At 69.2% G+C, this 15,291-nt stretch carries 16 protein-coding genes; 6 read left to right on the top strand and 10 right to left on the bottom strand.

Annotated features, from left to right (window positions below; translation table 11 throughout):
- Window positions 1-123: 123 nt before the first annotated feature.
- Window positions 124-516, bottom strand: coding sequence for a hypothetical protein (locus tag ABZ406_RS01835; RefSeq protein ID WP_357755272.1), 393 nt, complete (start codon window positions 514-516; stop codon window positions 124-126).
- Between the two features lie 235 nt (window positions 517-751).
- On the opposite strand from ABZ406_RS01835, the gene ABZ406_RS01840 reads away from it, so the two are divergent.
- Window positions 752-1,180, top strand: coding sequence for a hypothetical protein (locus ABZ406_RS01840; protein ID WP_357755275.1), 429 nt, complete (start codon window positions 752-754; stop codon window positions 1,178-1,180).
- Here the strand turns inward: ABZ406_RS01840 and ABZ406_RS01845 are convergent.
- Together ABZ406_RS01845 and ABZ406_RS01850 are read right to left on the bottom strand one after the other, a co-directional pair.
- Window positions 1,134-1,334 carry a DivIVA domain-containing protein gene (locus ABZ406_RS01845; protein ID WP_357755469.1) on the bottom strand — a complete coding sequence of 67 codons (201 nt, stop codon included), beginning with the start codon at window positions 1,332-1,334 and terminating at the stop codon, window positions 1,134-1,136. The two genes, ABZ406_RS01840 and ABZ406_RS01845, sit on opposite strands and share 47 nt — an antisense overlap.
- Window positions 1,334-2,440, bottom strand: a complete 1,107-nt coding sequence (locus ABZ406_RS01850; RefSeq protein WP_357755277.1) for an FAD-binding oxidoreductase — start codon at window positions 2,438-2,440, stop codon at window positions 1,334-1,336. The genes ABZ406_RS01845 and ABZ406_RS01850 overlap by 1 nt, the downstream gene beginning before the upstream one ends.
- 215 nt (window positions 2,441-2,655) lie before the next feature.
- Here ABZ406_RS01850 and ABZ406_RS01855 point away from each other — a divergent pair, with 215 nt between their 5' ends.
- The 4 genes from ABZ406_RS01855 to ABZ406_RS01870 all read left to right on the top strand — a co-directional run bounded on the left by ABZ406_RS01855 (window position 2,656) and on the right by ABZ406_RS01870 (window position 8,824).
- Window positions 2,656-3,174, top strand: a complete 519-nt coding sequence (locus tag ABZ406_RS01855; RefSeq protein WP_357755279.1) for a flavoprotein — start codon at window positions 2,656-2,658, stop codon at window positions 3,172-3,174.
- 227 nt (window positions 3,175-3,401) lie between these two features.
- On the top strand, window positions 3,402-4,748 hold the full coding sequence (locus ABZ406_RS01860) for an XRE family transcriptional regulator (protein ID WP_357755282.1): 1,347 nt from the start codon (window positions 3,402-3,404) through the stop codon (window positions 4,746-4,748).
- 23 nt (window positions 4,749-4,771) lie between these two features.
- Window positions 4,772-5,713 carry an aminoglycoside phosphotransferase family protein gene (locus tag ABZ406_RS01865; RefSeq protein WP_357755471.1) on the top strand — a complete coding sequence of 314 codons (942 nt, stop codon included), beginning with the start codon at window positions 4,772-4,774 and terminating at the stop codon, window positions 5,711-5,713.
- Between the two features lie 27 nt (window positions 5,714-5,740).
- Complete coding sequence (locus ABZ406_RS01870; protein WP_357755284.1) at window positions 5,741-8,824, top strand: DUF3427 domain-containing protein; 3,084 nt, start codon at window positions 5,741-5,743, stop codon at window positions 8,822-8,824.
- A 17-nt stretch (window positions 8,825-8,841) separates the two neighbouring features.
- Here ABZ406_RS01870 and ABZ406_RS01875 read toward each other — a convergent pair whose 3' ends face one another.
- Together ABZ406_RS01875 and ABZ406_RS01880 are read right to left on the bottom strand one after the other, a co-directional pair.
- On the bottom strand, window positions 8,842-9,141 hold the full coding sequence (locus ABZ406_RS01875) for a helix-turn-helix transcriptional regulator (protein ID WP_357755286.1): 300 nt from the start codon (window positions 9,139-9,141) through the stop codon (window positions 8,842-8,844).
- Window positions 9,138-9,608, bottom strand: coding sequence for a type II toxin-antitoxin system RelE/ParE family toxin (locus ABZ406_RS01880; RefSeq protein WP_357755288.1), 471 nt, complete (start codon window positions 9,606-9,608; stop codon window positions 9,138-9,140). The genes ABZ406_RS01875 and ABZ406_RS01880 overlap by 4 nt, the downstream gene beginning before the upstream one ends.
- A 31-nt stretch (window positions 9,609-9,639) precedes the next feature.
- Here ABZ406_RS01880 and ABZ406_RS01885 point away from each other — a divergent pair, with 31 nt between their 5' ends.
- Window positions 9,640-10,068 carry a VOC family protein gene (locus ABZ406_RS01885; RefSeq protein ID WP_357755290.1) on the top strand — a complete coding sequence of 143 codons (429 nt, stop codon included), beginning with the start codon at window positions 9,640-9,642 and terminating at the stop codon, window positions 10,066-10,068.
- A 22-nt stretch (window positions 10,069-10,090) separates the two neighbouring features.
- On the opposite strand, the gene ABZ406_RS01890 is transcribed toward ABZ406_RS01885, so the two are convergent.
- The 5 genes from ABZ406_RS01890 to ABZ406_RS01910 all read right to left on the bottom strand — a co-directional run bounded on the left by ABZ406_RS01890 (window position 10,091) and on the right by ABZ406_RS01910 (window position 15,287).
- Entirely contained in the window at window positions 10,091-11,293 is a 1,203-nt protein-coding gene (locus ABZ406_RS01890) for a hypothetical protein (RefSeq protein WP_357755293.1), read from the bottom strand.
- 174 nt (window positions 11,294-11,467) lie between these two features.
- Window positions 11,468-12,598 (bottom strand): epoxide hydrolase family protein, encoded by a 1,131-nt coding sequence (locus ABZ406_RS01895; RefSeq protein WP_357755296.1) that lies wholly within the window; start codon window positions 12,596-12,598, stop codon window positions 11,468-11,470.
- Window positions 12,599-12,783: 185 nt separating this feature from the next.
- Window positions 12,784-13,167, bottom strand: a complete 384-nt coding sequence (locus ABZ406_RS01900) for a YciI family protein (RefSeq protein ID WP_357755299.1) — start codon at window positions 13,165-13,167, stop codon at window positions 12,784-12,786.
- A 19-nt stretch (window positions 13,168-13,186) separates the two neighbouring features.
- Window positions 13,187-13,867 (bottom strand): DUF998 domain-containing protein, encoded by a 681-nt coding sequence (locus tag ABZ406_RS01905; RefSeq protein WP_357755302.1) that lies wholly within the window; start codon window positions 13,865-13,867, stop codon window positions 13,187-13,189.
- A gap of 145 nt (window positions 13,868-14,012) precedes the next feature.
- Window positions 14,013-15,287, bottom strand: coding sequence for an RNA polymerase sigma factor (locus ABZ406_RS01910; protein WP_357755305.1), 1,275 nt, complete (start codon window positions 15,285-15,287; stop codon window positions 14,013-14,015).
- Window positions 15,288-15,291 lie beyond the last annotated feature (4 nt).

The following is a 15,291-nucleotide window of genomic DNA, read 5'->3' on the forward strand; positions in this document are numbered from 1 at the left end:
AACTACTCCCGACCTTCTGGCGCCCCGGGTGCTGGGCAGGCGGATGCGGGCGGCGGGGATGCCGAGGTGGTCGGGCCGGTGATGCGGGAGCGCGAGAGCCAAGACAAGCAGCGCGCGCCTACGTCAACTGCCAGGCTGAACTGGCACGCTCCGGTTGAAGGGCGGCCGCAACGCCAAGACCATGGCATCCCTGAGGGGCTGGGGGAATTCGGCCTCCTTCCAACGAACTTCGCGCTGTCCCAACCAATCCGCGATCTCGTTCGCCGACGCCTCCCGACCGGGCTCGTCGAGGCGTTGCCCGACCTGGTCGTGCAGCACTGACGAGCCGCGGTTGCCGGTCAGATGCTGATGCAGCCGTCGGCGCAAGTCTCCTGTCCAACCGACGTAGAGGACCGTGCCGCGTTCGAGGATCACGTGCACCCCCGGCGCACTTGGAGCGCGACTGGCGGCCCCCCTGGTGTACGGAAAGGGAGGCGTGAAATCGGCGAGCAGATCCTGCCGCCGGGCGTCGGTCATCGTCGAACCCTACACACCCCTTTGCCGAAGCCCGCGAGCGTCTGAACCACCACTCGGCCGATTGGGTATTGACGCATACCGAATGGGTGCGGTCAGAGAGGCACTTGCCCGAACGACACGGCGAGGAACAAGCCCGTACGGTCGGCACTCTGCGACAGCCGGCGATTTTGTCCGATCGCGCAACCCGGGCACCGTACTCTCGGCCTTCACCGGGTCGTGCGACGTCCTGCACGTCATGGCCCACGGCGACCACACGATCACGCCGACGTTCAGTAGCACGGACGGTAACGTCGAGATTTCACTTGAACAGCTCGGCGAGACTGCGGCAAGCCAGGGCCAGGGGATCTCGACGAGTGCCATCATCGCGGACGGCTGCAAGACCGGTACTGGCGTGTGGCAAAAGGCGGTGCGGGACTGCCTTCAGGGAGAGGTGACCTACATCGGCACGTCCGCCATCATCGGCTGGCACGAGAACGGCGTCTTCTGCTCCGCGTTCTACGGCGCACTCTTTCGCAATCGCGGAAGAGGAATGACGCCCACCGAGCAAGCGCGAGATGCCGCCGAGCGGGCCATCCAGGCGTACACCTTACTGACCGACAAGAGCTGCCCCTTCAAGGTCACCACCTTGAAGCCGAGCCAGCGAGCGCGCACGCTACTGGGCTAGTGCGGTGCTCGAAGGCGAGGCGGTCCAGAAGCGCATGCACGTCGTCGGGCCGGTAGCCCCGCTGGCCGAGCCGAGTACGAGTAAGCGCCACGTCGCGCAGGCCAGTCGGGGTGAGCGGACCAGCCAGCGCGTTACGGCTGCGGTAAACAGCCATCACCGAGCGAAGCTTCCGGGTAGGTGGATGCGCGCGGCGGGGATGCCGAAGGCGCACAACCCTGGCCGCGCGGCGGCCAGCATCGCGGGTGGGCCGCAGAGGTAGATGTCCTGCCCGGGTTGGTGATGGTCGAGGGCGATGGTCAGGGCGTCGCCCTGCTCGGCCGGCTCGGCGCAGGGGTCAGCCGACAGGGCCGGCACGACTGTCAGCCAGTCGTTGGCGCACTGCAGCTTGTCGAGGGCGATCGCGTCGTACAGGTCGGTGAACGTGCGCGCGCCGACGACCAGCGTCACCCGCCGACCGCCCGGTGCGGCGGCGACCTGCTCGACCAGGGCGCGCAGCGGCGCCAGGCCGGTGCCGCCGGCGACGAGCAGCAGATCGTTGGTGCCCGCCATGTCGAGGCTCAGCCCGGTGTCGACGGGTGGGCCGAGCCAGAGCAGCTCGCCGGGGCGTACCCGATTGACCAGGCTGTGAGAGACGGTGCCGGCGGGTACGGCGCGGACGTGCAGCTCGACGGTGCCGTCCGCGCGGGGGGCGTTGGCCGGCGAGAGCCAACGCCAGTGCCCGGGCAGGCGCGGTGTGCAGACCGGCACGGCCTGACCCGGCTGGAAGGGCAGGCGTCGCCAGGGACGTACCGTCAGGATGGCGACGTCGGGCGAAGGCCGATCGTGGCCGATCACCTCGACGTGCCACCAGGCCCGGCCGTCGCCGGCGTGCTTAGCGGCGCGGCGGATGGCGTGCGTGGCACGGCACAGGGCGCGCTCGGCGGCGACGGTGAGCTGCGGCGTCCACACTGGCTGGGCGTGGCGGGCCACCGTCGCGAGCAACGCGTCGCCGATGGTGGTGGCGTGCGGGAGCAGGTCGAAGTGACGGTACGCGTGGCCGAGCACCCGGAGCAGCGCCGCCCGGTTCGCCGGGGCGTCACCGCCGGCCACGAGGCGGCCCAACGCGGTGAAGAACAGCGGCGCGTCACGCTCTGGGAGCAGCACGGCGCGGCGATCTTCGACTGTGCACCAGAAGTCGGCGGCCGCCCGCACGTCGACCGACTCCCAGGCGGCGGCAAGACTCACGCTCGGCGGGTGGTCGTCGTCGATCACGGTGGGCATACCGGCTCCAAGTCGTTGACTCATGGGCTGGCACCGGGGCGGGAAGAGCTGCGCCGTTGAGGGCCGGCGCAGTTCCGGGGCCGAGCACCCGCCCCGGGCCAGGCGTCGACTGTCGCGCCTGACCAGGCACAACGGCATGTCACGGTGATCGTTCACGGCATGCGCGATCGGCATGCGCTCCACCCGGCGACTGTCGAATCGGGCAGACTGCGGGCATGACGGAACGTCCGGTGCTGTATCTGGTCGTCTGCGCCGCGGGTCCGGCGGAACACATCGACGAGCTGGTCGACCTCCTGGTCGCCGACGGGTGGCAGGTGTGCATGATCGTCAGCCCGACCGCCGCGACGTGGCTCGACCGTCAGGCATTGCAGGACAAGACCGGCTATCTGGTACGCGTGGAGTGGCGGATGCCCGGCGACCCCGAGCCGCACCCGCCGGCCGATGTGGTGGTGGCCGCCCCGGTCACGTTCAACACGGTGACGAAGTGGGCGTTGGGCATCAACGACACGCTGGCGCTCGGCGTCCTCAACGAGTCACTGGGCGCGGGGCTGCCGATCATCGCGTTCCCGCACACCAAGGCGGAGTTGGCCGCGCATCCCGCTTATGCGGGTCACGTGGCGGTTCTGCGTGCTGCCGGAGTGACCGTGGCTGACGGGAAGCCGCTGGACTCGGTGAACGGGCCGGGGCGTTGGGACGTGGTCGTCGAGGCGCTGCGGGCGGCTCGCCCGTCCTGAAGGGTTGCCGCGTATTGGGCGGTCCTTCGACAATATGCGTCGCGCGTATACCAGCGCTCCACGCAGCGTGTTCAATGGATACGCTCGATGAGGCGAGACGGACGGAGCCGCCGGTGACACACGCGAACTGCCCTCGGTGCGGCGGACGGCTGGCCCGGGACAACGACAGCGGACGGTGTACGCCGTGCCAGACCGCCGAGCGGGACCGGCTCAGTGCGCCTCCGGTGGTGCCGGCGAGCTTCTGGGACCACGAGCCGGTGCGGCTCGCGCTCGCCGAGCGGCATCTGGGGCGGGTGATCCGGGCGTACCGCTGCCATCCGTACCACGGGCGGGTCGCATTGCCGCAGAGCGTGGTGGCGGGGTGGCTGGGGATCACGCAGGCGCAGTTGAGTCGGGTGGAGAACGGCCCGCCTCTCGTGCACCTGGACAGGCTGGCGCACTGGGCGCAACTCCTTCGGGTGCCGGCGGGCAGTCTCTGGTTCACTCTCCCTGGACAGCCCCGGCGATCGACCAGGAAAGCCGAGACCGCCTACGCCTCCACCGATTTACCGGGTGCTGGGCCGGACGAGGGTCGGCGGGCTTTGTTGGCCGGCATCGCCGCTGTCGCTGCGGGCGCCGGTCTGCTCGGCGGCAGCGAGCTTGTTCAGCCTCGGCGAATTGGCACGGCGGACATCGCTCGGCTGAACGCGGTGCTGGAGCTGTACCGGTCGGTGGACCGGGAGTCTGGCGGCGGCTTGCTGTATCGGGAGGTGGCCCGTTTCGCGGAGTCGGTGTACCGGATGCTTGATTGGTCGCACCCGACCGGGCTCACTCCGCCACTCATCGCGGCGGTCGCGACAGCTCGACAGTTGGCCGGGTGGACCGCCCTAGATGCGGGTAGGCATGCCGACGCTCAGCGGCACTTCGTTGCCGGGGAGCGCGCGGCGTTGACTTCTGACAACGCGCCGCTCGTCGCGATGATTCGATACGCGCAGGCCAAGCAGCTTCAACACCTTCGGCACAACAGGGATGCCCTCGCGACACTGCAACTCACATTCGCACAGCTCGGGTCAAACGCAACGCCAGCGGTAAGAGCCCTGCTCTGGGGCGCGCAGGCAGCCTCGATCGCGGCACTCGGCGACCACCAGAGCGCGATGAGAACCCTCGGGAAAGCGAGCGACCAGTTCGAGCGGATCGACAAGGAGCGCGAGCCAGACTGGATGGGCTTCTACGACCACGGTGAACTGTTGGCTCAGTACGGGCGGGTGTACCGGGACATGGCACGGCGAGACCGGAGGTACGCGGCCGAGGCGGTTCGCTGGTGCAGGGCATCCATCGCGGCATTCGGCGCGGCGAACGTACGGAGCACCGTGTTCAACGAGGTCGGGCTTTGCAGCGCGCTGTTCCTCGCCGACGAGCCCGAGCAGGCGATCGCAATCGGCGATCGAGTGCTAGAGAAGTCGCAGGAGATGAGTTCCAAGCGGGTCATAGACCGACTAATTAATCTGCGTCGTGATCTCAATCGGCACCGGGAGCGTCCCGAGGTGAGCGCATTCGAGCGTGTCCTGGCCGCTCGGGCTACGGCGAGCGCGTGAGCGACCAGTTCTCCGAGGCCGCCATGACGACGGCCATGCGGGAAATCGCCGCTACCCTTGGCGTCTCTCCCGACGCTGCCCAGTTGTTGCAGTTCACCAATAATGCCGTTTTCGCTTTGCCTCGATCTGGAATCGTCATTCGGATTGCACGAACCCATCAGCTTCTCGACCGGGTGACCAAGGTGGTCCGGCTGGGGCGTTGGTTTACTCAGATCGACGCGCCGACGATACGGCTCGCGCCCGATGTCGAGCAGCCGATCCGGATAGGCGACCATGTTGCTTCGGTCTGGTCTTACGTTCAGCCGCAACGGCCTGCTCCGACGGTGAGGGATCTCGGCCTTGTGCTTCGCGAGTTCCATGCTCTCGACGTGGCCGCCACTGCACTGCCGGCTTGGGATCCGGTTGGCGACGCGCGACGGCGCCTTGCTGACGCCGAAGGTCTCGACCCGAATGATCGCGAGTTCCTGGTGAAATGGTGCGACCGGTTGGAGCCGCAGCTCGTTGCGCTCAGCCACCGAGAGGAGCCAAAGCTCGTCCATGGGGATGCACATGTCGGCAACCTGCTGCGAGAGGCGTCGGGCCGGACGGTGATGTGTGACTTCGATGCCACGTGCATCGGGCCGTGGCAGGTTGACCTGGCGGCGGTGGCGGTAGGCGAGGCGCGGTTCGGAGGCACGGGCCTACATCACGGGCTGGCAAGCGCCTACGGCTACGACGTGACCTCAGATCAGTCATGGGCAGTCCTGCGAGAAGCACGCGAGTTAAAGATGATTGCAGCCGCCGTGCCGCTGATTCATAAGTCGCCTAGCGTCGCGGGAGAGTTCTCAGGCCGCCTCCTGTCAGTGCGAAGAAATGACCCGAAAGCCCGTTGGAGGCCTTTCGCGTCGATCTCGCCCCAACCCGCCGCGGAACAGCTGTCGGCGAACCGACACACGCGAAATGACGTAAGCCGAGAGCGGTCTTAGAAGGTCACGGACGATTAGATTGCGTGGATGACGGATCTTGAGCGGGGTGTGTACGAGCACCTGATCACTCGTGAGCTGGCCGATCGCCTCCAGCACGTTGACCCCGCCCTGATCCAACGCCACAATCTCGACCCGGCCGACGCGCACACCGCCCTCGCCCGCCACATCGCCACACTGGCCGCCCGAGCCCTCCAGTCCGTCCCCAATGGCGACGACAAGCTCCACCACCAGATCGCCATGGCGAACCAGATCGCCGACGCCATCACGACCCTGAGCCCCAATGCAGCGACGGACCAGGACCAGGTCACCGACGCCAAGCACCTGCTCCATGCCATCGCCGCCCCGCCGACACCACCGGCGCTACCAGCATTCCCGCAGCGCCCCACCACTCCGCTCTCCGCCGGCGCGCTGCTGGTCAACGGCCGCCACCAACCCCGCATCGGCCACGAGGTCAACCACGAGATGGCGTCGGCCGAGAGCGTCGATCTGCTCTGCGCGTTCATCAAGTGGTACGGCCTGCGCATCGTCGAGCACGCCATCCGCGACCTGATCGACCGAGGTGGCAGGGTCCGGGTCATCACCACCACCTACCTCGGTGCAACCGATCAGCGGGCGCTGGACCGGCTCAAAGAGCTGGGCGCCGAGGTCAAGGTGTCGTACGAGACGCGGACCACCCGGCTGCACGCCAAGGCATGGCTGTTCCGCCGCAACAACGGCACCACCACCGCGTACGTCGGCTCATCGAACCTCTCGAAGACCGCACTGGTGGACGGCGTCGAGTGGAACGTCCGCATCTCCAACATCGAGCAGCCGCACGTCATCGACACGTTCACGGCGACGTTCGAGGACTACTGGAACGACCCGGCGTTCGAGGCGTACGACCCGACCAGGGACGCCGAGCGGCTTCGACATGCGTTGAGCGGGGAACGCCGCGACGACGCACCGACGGCGATCTCGAACCTGGACGTGCGCCCCTACCCGTACCAGGCGGAGATCCTTGCCGACCTGGACGCCGAGCGACTGGTGCATGGGCGCTGGCGCAATCTGGTGGTGATGGCGACGGGCACCGGCAAGACCGTCGTCGCTGCCCTGGACTACCGCCGGCTGAACAAGGCGAAACGAGCAGACTCGCTGCTCTTCGTCGCTCATCAGGAACAGATCCTGCGGCAGAGCCTGTCCACGTTCCGGCAGGTCATGGGCGATGGCAGCTTCGGCGAGATGCTTGTCGCCGGCGAGAAGCCCAATGGTTGGAAGCACGTCTTCGCCTCCATCCAGTCGCTGCACCGGCGGGAGGTCGACCCCGAGGCGTACGACATGGTGATCGTGGACGAGTTCCACCACGCCGAAGCGCCCACGTACACGCGGCTGTTGGAGCGGCTGCGTCCCCGCGTACTCCTTGGACTGACCGCGACCCCCGACCGGACCGACGGCGGCGACGTGCGCCGATGGTTCGACGGGCGCGCGGCAGTTGAGCTGCACCTGTGGGACGCGTTGGAGCGGCAGTTGTTGTCGCCGTTCCAGTACTTCGGGCTGCACGACAACGAAGACCTGTCGCACGTCACCTGGAAACGTGGCCAGGGTTACGACCTGACGCAGCTGAGCACCATTTACACCGCCAACGATGCTCGAGCGCTGACGGTGCTGCGCGCAATCCGCGAGAAGGTGGACGTCGGGCGAATGCGGGCGCTCGGCTTCTGCGTGAGCATCGGGCATGCCGAGTTCATGGCGGCCCGGTTCCGGAAGCACGGTGTCGAGGCGGCGGCGGTGACCTCGCGGGCCAGCACCGATCGGGCCGGGCTGTTGCGGGACTTCAAGGCTGGCAAGCTGCGGGTGCTCTTCACAGTGGACCTGTTCAACGAGGGCGTCGACCTGCCGATGGTCGACACGATCCTGATGCTGCGACCCACCGAGAGCGCCACGATCTTCCTCCAACAGCTCGGCCGTGGTCTGCGGCTGGACGACGACAAGCCCTGCCTCACGGTGCTCGACTTCATCGGCGGGCAGAACGCCAACTTCCGCTTCGACCTGCGGTGGCGTGCCCTGACCGGGGTGAGCCGGCGGGCGATCACCGAGGCGGTCCGCGACGACTTCCCGAGCCTGCCGAGCGGCTGCCACATCGAGCTGGACCGGGTGGCGAAGGAGATCGTGCTCGCCAACCTGCGATCGGCACTGCCCACCTCGAAGGCCGGCCTGGTCTCTGAGCTGCGGCAACTCGGCGATGTCAGCCTGGCGACATTCCTCCGCGAGACCGGCCTGGAGATCGAGGACGTGTACCGATCGGCCAGCATCGGCGGCTGGACAGGCTTGCGACGGCTCGCCGGCATCGACACGGCCGCGCCCGGCCCCGACGACCGCGAGTTGGCCCGGGCCATCGGTCGCATGCTGCACACCGACGACACCGACCGGCTGGAGCTGCTGACGAAAGTCACGGCCGGACCGCCCACGCCAGGTCAGCAGGTGTACGCGGGCAACAGCCGACTACTGGACATGCTGCACTTCAGCCTCTGGGGGCCGAACGCCCCGCTGGCGACGCGCGACGAACGCTTGGCACGGCTGTGGAAGGAGCCGGCCCGTTGCGCCGAGTTACGGCAGGTCGCCGAGGTGCTGCGAGACCGCATCCACCGGGTCACGCCCGCGCTCGCTGCCGGGGCGGTGCCATTGCGGGTGCACGCTCGGTACAGCCGCAACGAGGCATGCGCCGCCTTCGGAATAACCAATCCTGGGTCGCTGCGCGAGGGCGTGAAGTGGCTGCCGGACGCCCAGGCCGACCTGTTCTTCGTCACCCTGGTCAAGTCGGAGGCGCACTACTCCCCCACCACCATGTACGCCGACCGGGCCATCACCGACACCCTCTTCCAGTGGGAGTCGCAGAGCACCACGTCGGCGGCGTCGATCACCGGGCAGCGCTACACGTCGGGTGGGTCGACAGTGCACCTCTTCATTCGCGAGACCCGCATCGCCGACCGCGACCTCGGCGCACCGCCGTACCTCTACGCCGGCACCATGACGTACAAGTCCCACACTGGCGACCGACCCATGCGCGTCCTGTGGGAGCTTCACCACGCCCTACCCGCCGACGTCTACGCCACCGCCCGAACAATCGCCGCTTAGCCCTCACCGGCGGCTGGTCAGGCTGCGTCCGCGTCTGAGGCGAACCTGACGTCCAACCGTCGGTCCAGCGCCCGGGCTAGCCTCTCCAGGACCGGCAGGGTCGGCACGGTCCCGCCTGCCTCGAAGCGTGCCACCGCGGACTGAGTCATGCTGGCGGCGCGCGCCAACTGGCTCTGACTCCAGCCGTGCCCTTCGCGCAGGTGGCGCACCTCCTGCCCAAGCTCGAAGGCAATCCGGGTGGCCTCGTAGGTCTCGGCCGCTCCCGGCTCCGCCATCCGGCGCTCACGCAAGTCGTTCCAGTCCAGGCGATCACTCATCGCTCTGCCCCCTCGTTCACGATGTGCCGCTCCGCCACGCATCGCTCGAATGCGCGACGAGCCCGCTCGACTTCCCGGTGCTCCTGCATCCGCGTCTTGCGGAACACCGTGAGCAGGATGATCCTCCGGTCGGAGGCTATCCAGTACGTCACGCGGACTGCGTCGCGCTCCAGATAAAACCGCAGCTCACGCAATTTGCCGTCAAGCTGTCTGCTGTGCGGCTCCCCGAGCAAGACGCCTCGGCCAGCCAAAAGATCGATGTAGAACGCCGCTCGGGCGAAGTCGGCAGTTGGTAATTCCTCCAGCCAGTCTCGGACCTCTGGTTCCAGCTCCACACTACCCCAACCCATTGCATCGATGCTATAAGTTGGGACGATCTCACCGCACTCCATCGAACGCGTGTCGGCGATGATTTGGGCGCTGCGCTTGCCGCTCGGGCGGCCACAACGTCGGGCAGCCTGCCGCACCACTGCGAAACTGCGCGTTAGGTTGAAGGCTATGGAGCAGCGGATCAGCCTCATCACCCTGGGAGTCGCGGACGTGGCCCGCGCGAAGGCGTTCTACGAGCAGCTCGGTTGGCGAGGCCAGGAGGTCGAGGAGACGGTCTTCTTCCAGGCCGGCGGCTTGGCCCTCGTCCTCTGGGGCCGCGACAAGCTGGCCGACGACGCGGGCATCGAAGGGCCGGGCACCGGCGCGATGACCCTCGCCCAGAACGTTCGCTCCCGGGCCGAGGTCGACGAGGTGATCGCCACCGCGACCAAGGCTGGCGCGACGGTGACCAAGCCGGCCCGGGAGACCTTCTACGGTGGCTACGCCGGTTACTTCGCCGACCCGGACGGTCACCTGTGGGAAATCGCCTGGAACCCGGGCTTCACCCTCGCGGAGGACGGCACTCTCACCGTCCCCGACTTCAGCGCCATGAATTGAGCTGCACGCAGGCAGACGCCGATCAGGGCGCCGGGGACGGGCAGAGCAGCGGGTCCGGCTGAAGAGGGTCCAGACAAGTAGCCAGCAACCCCGGATCCAGTGAAGGTGAAGGCGTAGCCGTTGCGGTCGGCGTCGGCGTCGGTGAGGCCGACGCGACGGGCGGCGTCGGCAGTGCTGACGCGGGCGGGTCCGTGCTGGGAACCGGCGTCGGCACCGGACTCGCCGACGGGGTTGGGACGACGGGCGGCGCGGCGGCCGGTGGCAGGGCCACCGCCACGACAGGGGCCACCACTGTAGGGACATCTGCCGGGGCTGACGGCCGGACAGTCGAGGCGGACGGGGCGCTCCATACGGCACTCACCGCCGAGCCGACCCGCGTCCTGGGTACCACCGGTCCGACGAGCCCGATCGGCACGAGAGTTACCCCGGCCTTTGGCGGGCCCAACGCGACGATCTCCGCCGAGGGCACCTGGCCGACCGGACCTGACGCGCCAGGACCCAGAGCGCCCGGTCCGAGCGTCACGAACACCATTGCGGCGACGGCGGCAGCACCAACCGCCCTCCGGTCGGGACGTACCGCCGTGAGCGGCGCGTCGTCGGGCCCCACCAACAGAAGAGGCGCGGGCGGGGCGGCCCGGTGGGCGGTCAGCAACGCGTCCAGGTGGGCAAGAAGGGCAGCGCGATCGTCGGCAGCGGCGAGAGCGAGATAGAAGCGGAAGTTCACCACTGCGTTGACCGGAACCAGCAGCCCATCACGTCGACGGCGGTCGGGCAGCAGGGTGACCGGGACGTCGGGGTGGTGGGCGGGGCCGATCAGGTCGTCGTACCGCCACTCGCGCCGGTGCTCCCGACCGCCGAAGGCCACCCGTCGACTGGTCACCACGGCCAGGCCGGTGTCGACGGCCCGCAGGCCCGCCGGCAGGGCCTCGGAAGTGGGCTCAGCGAAGGAACACAAGCCCGGCCCGGGTAGCCCGGGAACGTGCCGCGCCTCGGCCTCGACAAGCGTGGCGCCGGGAAGGACGCGGAAGACGAGTTCGTCGTCGTCGAGCTCCACCGGTAGGCCGGCGCGCGGCTGCGTACACCCGAGGAAGCTGGCGGCTTCGATGCGGAGCCGGACCAGGTGGTCGTCGCGGCGCTGCCAGGCGTCGGTGGCGTCGCGGTGCGCGCGTTGCCGGCGCTCGTTTTCGCGCTCGGCCCAGGCGGTCCGCCAGGGGGCGTTGGCCACAGAGGTCACGGTCACACGCGGTACAACCGCTCACGTACGTGACAGGCAACGCGACCGGGATCGATGCATCCCGTTGTGCCCGAAAGAAGAGTATTGACGGGACACCACGCAAAGCCCGCTGCCAGCGACCGCTCCGGTGAGACCAGAGCGGCCGCCGACAGCACAGGGGAGTGGCTACGGGCGCAGCGAGGTGAAGAACTGGGTCAGCTCAGCGGCCAGCAGATCGGGCTCCTCCAGCGGCATGAAGTGCCCGCCCCGGCCCGGTTCGCTCCAGTGCCGGATGTCGGTGCAGGCCCGCTCGGCGATCGAGCGGGGGAAGTGTGCCTGCGAGGGTTCGGTGCTCACCGTGAACGCGGCGGGCACTGTGATGTCGGGTCGTGGCGTGTTGTGGTCGAAGTCGGCGTACTGCCGGAAGGACGAGCCGATCGTGCCCGTCACCCAGTACAGCGTGATGATGGTGAGCAGGGTGTCCCGGTCGATGCTGTTCGCCAGGTCACCGTGGTTGTCGCTCCAGTCCCGGTACTTGTCGACGATCCACGCGGCCAGCCCGGCGGGTGAGTCGGCGAGCGCCGCCGCCAGGGTGTCCGGGCGGGTGCCCATGATGGCGCTGTAGCCGCCGTCGGTCTCGTCGTACGCGGCCTCGGCGTCCAGGAACGCCTGCTCGTCCGGGGACAACGGGTGGGCGTCGAAGCTGGCCGGGAACGGTGGATGGATCATGTGGATGCCGGCCACCTGCTCCGGGTAGACGGCACCGAGCCAGCCGGTGACCACTCCCCCGACGTCGCCGCCGAAGGCGCCGTACCGTTCGTAGCCGAGCACGTCGGTCATCAGCTCGTGCAGCGTCCGAGCCAGCAACGCCCGGGTGACCGGCTCGTTCGGTGTCTCCGAGAAGCCGAAGCCGGGCAGTGAGGGCACCACCACGTCGAACGCGCCGCCGGCGGGGCTGGTGAGTCGGTCGACCAGCGGCAGCATCTCGACGAAGCTGCTGGGCCAGCCGTGGCTGAGGAGCAACGGCAACGGCGCGGGCGCGCCGGCCGGGCGCGCGGCCCGGACATGCAGGAAGTGCAGCTTCCGGGCGCCGACGACGGCCAGGTGCTGGGGGTACGCGTTGAGCTCGGCTTGGCGAGCTGTCCAGTCGAACCCGTCGTGCCAGTAGGACACCAGGTCCCGCAGGTAGTCGGGATCGACGCCACCCTGCCACGGTTGGGTGCCGCTGCGGTCGGTGAAGCGGGTACGGGCCAGTCGAGCCCGCAGGTCGTCGAGAACTGCAGCGGAGACGTCGATGCGGAATGAGGAGACAGACATTTGTCCTCCGGTAAGGAGGGCGCTCCCCGACGCGAGAGGTCAGCTGAGGGGGACGGCCGGGAGGAGCGCCCAGGAATGACGATGGGTGGTCACCGGGCTCACCTCCTCTCATGGCTGACGACGATCACCTTACACAGGCCCGCGCCGCCACCCGAACGCTGAGGTGGCGGCGCGGCATGGTCGGATCAGGCTGGCGGCATGCCCTCCTCCGGCATCTCGAAGACTCTGCGGACGTCCACCTCGACGTCACCGACCGTGTCGGCGAAGACCTGGACGAACCGCTGCCCCCACTCCACCGCCTCCCCGTGGGAGCGCACGTCCAGCAGGGCGAACCCGGCGATCAGCTCCTTGGTCTCGGTGAACGGCCCGTCGGTGACCGTGGTCTTGCCGCCGCTCACGGTGATCCGGGTGGCGCCGTCGGAGGTCTGGCAGAGCCCTTCGGCGGCGAGCAGCACCCCGGACTGCGCCACCTCCTTCATGAAGCCGTCCATCCGGGCCATGAACTCGGGGCTCGGGTTGAACGCCTCGGTCCGGGTCTCGTCGAGTTTGTGCATCAGCATGTACCGCATCGGTGTGGTCCTCTCGTGATCAGTGAGTGCGGGTCAGCGGTCGGGTGCAGAGCGCTGTGAGCCAGCCGAACGTGACGAGGCAGGCGAGTGCCATCCGGACGCTGAGGGTGTCCTGGTCGGGCCAGGCCAGGATCGCGACGACGGCCAGCGCGCTGCCGACGGAGAATGCCGCCCACCCGCGTTGCCCGGCCCGCCACCACGCGCGGGCGAAGACCAGGCAGGCGACGGGCAGCGAGCCGAACGCCAGCCCCGCGCCGACGCCGTGCCCGACGGCGTGCCAGCTCAGCGTGTCGGGCGCACCCTCGGGCGCACCGGCCGGCCAGCCCATGCTGGGGTCGGAGACCAGCACCCCGCCGATGATCAGCCCGATGCCGTGCACGGCGATCAACGCGGGCCCCCACGATCCGCCCGGCTGACCGCGCAGCGCCCGGCGCAGCCCGACCGCGCCGGCCAGGGCGAGCAGCCCGGTCAGCACGAAGTTGGCGATCTGAATCCAGCCGAGATCACCCAGCGCCAGCAGGCTGAGCGGCTGCCGGCTCAGGTCGAACCCGTCCCGGGTGAGGACCTGGGCGGTGGCCACCACCACGAACAGCGGGCCGGCGAGGACTCCACCGGCCAGTAGCGCCCTGGTCTTCGTACGCCGGGAGTCGACGCCCGCCACCGCGGACCCCGCGCTCGTCTCGTCAGCGGTCGTCGTCATGTCGCTCTCCTCGTCCCTGCCGGCTGGAAGCCGGGTCCGGCAGCTCTGCCGGCGGAAAGCCGGTCCCGCGCGCCGGTGCGAGCCGGCCTGTCACTGACGCGTCGAGCGGCCGGCGCGGGATACGACATGAAGGCCGGAAATTTTTTCAGCGGGTCGGTGCGACACCTCGGGCGCAGTCGGCGGCGCGGGCGAGCAACAGCGCTCGCTCGCGTTCGTTGCCGGTCAGCTCGGCGGCCCGCTCGAACTCGGCGCGCGCCTCGTCGTGGCGGCCCAGCTTGGCCAGCAGGTCGCCGAGCACGCTCGGCAGCAGGTGGTAGCCGGCCAACGCCGGCTCGTCGGCCAGCGCCTGGGCCAGTTCCAGGCCGGCGGCCGGGCCGGCGGCGAAGGAGACCGCGACGGCCCGGTTCAGTTCCACGACCGGCGACGGCACGACCCTTGCCAGCTCCGCGTAGCCGGCCGCGATCCGCGCCCAGTCCGTCTCCTGCGGGGTACGCGCCCGCGCGTGACAGGCCGCGATCTCCGCCTGGAGGGTGTACGGGCCGGGTGCGCCAGCGGCTGCTCGGGCCCGGTCGAGGGCGGCCAGGCCCCGACGGATCAGCATCCGGTCCCAACGCCCCCGGTCCTGTTGCAGGAGCAGGATCGGTTCACCGGTGGGGTCGACCCGCGCGGCGGTGCGGGATGCCTGGATCTCCAGCAGCGCGGCGAGCCCGTGCACCTCCGGTTCGTCGGGCATCAGCCCCTGCAGGACGCGGGCCAGGCGCAGCGCGTCAGCGCAGAGGGCCGGGCGCATCCAGTCGTCTCCGGCGGTAGCCGAGTAGCCCTCGTTGAAGATCAGGTAGATCACTTCCAGCACCGACGCGAGCCGTTCGCCACGCTCGGCGACGCCGGGCACCTCGAAGGGCACCTTCGCCTCGGCGAGGGTCTTCTTGGCTCTGGTGATCCGCTGCGCGACTGTCGTCTCGGGCACCAGGAAGGCCCGCGCGATCTCCTCGGTCTTCAGACCACCGAGCATGCGCAGGGTCAGCGCCGCCCGTGCCTGCGGCGACAACACCGGGTGGCAGGCGGTGAAGACCAGCCGCAGCAGGTCGTCGTCGATCCGGTCCTCGAAGGCGGCGTCGAAGTCGGGGGTGAACTGCTCGTCGCCGAGGTCGCGCCCCAGGTCGGCGACCCGGCGTTCCAGCAGGTTCCGGCGGCGCAACGCGTCGATCGCCCGCCGCTTGCCGACGGTGGTCAGCCACGCGCCCGGGTTGGCCGGCACGCCGTCGCGCGGCCACTGTTCCAGTGCGGCCACCAGGGCGTCCTGGGCCAACTCCTCGGCCCAGCCGACGTCACGTACCAGGCCGGCCAGCGCGGCGATCACCCGTCCGGCTTCGATCCGCCAGACCGCCGCGACAGTGCGGTGCACCTGCTCGTCCCCCATGACC

Origin of the sequence: Micromonospora sp. NPDC005710, assembly GCF_040630995.1 — a bacterium.
Lineage (GTDB): Bacteria > Actinomycetota > Actinomycetes > Mycobacteriales > Micromonosporaceae > Micromonospora.

Excerpts from the sequence above, each read along its gene's own strand:
- ABZ406_RS01835 (WP_357755272.1), bottom strand. The coding sequence starts at position 516 with ATGACCGACGCCCGGCGGCAGGATCTGCTCGCCGATTTCACGCCTCCC.
- ABZ406_RS01840 (WP_357755275.1), top strand. The coding sequence starts at position 752 with ATGGCCCACGGCGACCACACGATCACGCCGACGTTCAGTAGCACGGAC.
- ABZ406_RS01845 (WP_357755469.1), bottom strand. The coding sequence starts at position 1,334 with ATGGCTGTTTACCGCAGCCGTAACGCGCTGGCTGGTCCGCTCACCCCG.
- ABZ406_RS01850 (WP_357755277.1), bottom strand. The coding sequence starts at position 2,440 with ATGCCCACCGTGATCGACGACGACCACCCGCCGAGCGTGAGTCTTGCC.
- ABZ406_RS01855 (WP_357755279.1), top strand. The coding sequence starts at position 2,656 with ATGACGGAACGTCCGGTGCTGTATCTGGTCGTCTGCGCCGCGGGTCCG.
- ABZ406_RS01865 (WP_357755471.1), top strand. The coding sequence starts at position 4,772 with ATGACGACGGCCATGCGGGAAATCGCCGCTACCCTTGGCGTCTCTCCC.
- ABZ406_RS01870 (WP_357755284.1), top strand. The coding sequence starts at position 5,741 with ATGACGGATCTTGAGCGGGGTGTGTACGAGCACCTGATCACTCGTGAG.
- ABZ406_RS01875 (WP_357755286.1), bottom strand. The coding sequence starts at position 9,141 with ATGAGTGATCGCCTGGACTGGAACGACTTGCGTGAGCGCCGGATGGCG.
- ABZ406_RS01885 (WP_357755290.1), top strand. The coding sequence starts at position 9,640 with ATGGAGCAGCGGATCAGCCTCATCACCCTGGGAGTCGCGGACGTGGCC.
- ABZ406_RS01895 (WP_357755296.1), bottom strand. The coding sequence starts at position 12,598 with ATGTCTGTCTCCTCATTCCGCATCGACGTCTCCGCTGCAGTTCTCGAC.
- ABZ406_RS01900 (WP_357755299.1), bottom strand. The coding sequence starts at position 13,167 with ATGCGGTACATGCTGATGCACAAACTCGACGAGACCCGGACCGAGGCG.
- ABZ406_RS01905 (WP_357755302.1), bottom strand. The coding sequence starts at position 13,867 with ATGACGACGACCGCTGACGAGACGAGCGCGGGGTCCGCGGTGGCGGGC.
- ABZ406_RS01910 (WP_357755305.1), bottom strand. The coding sequence starts at position 15,287 with ATGGGGGACGAGCAGGTGCACCGCACTGTCGCGGCGGTCTGGCGGATC.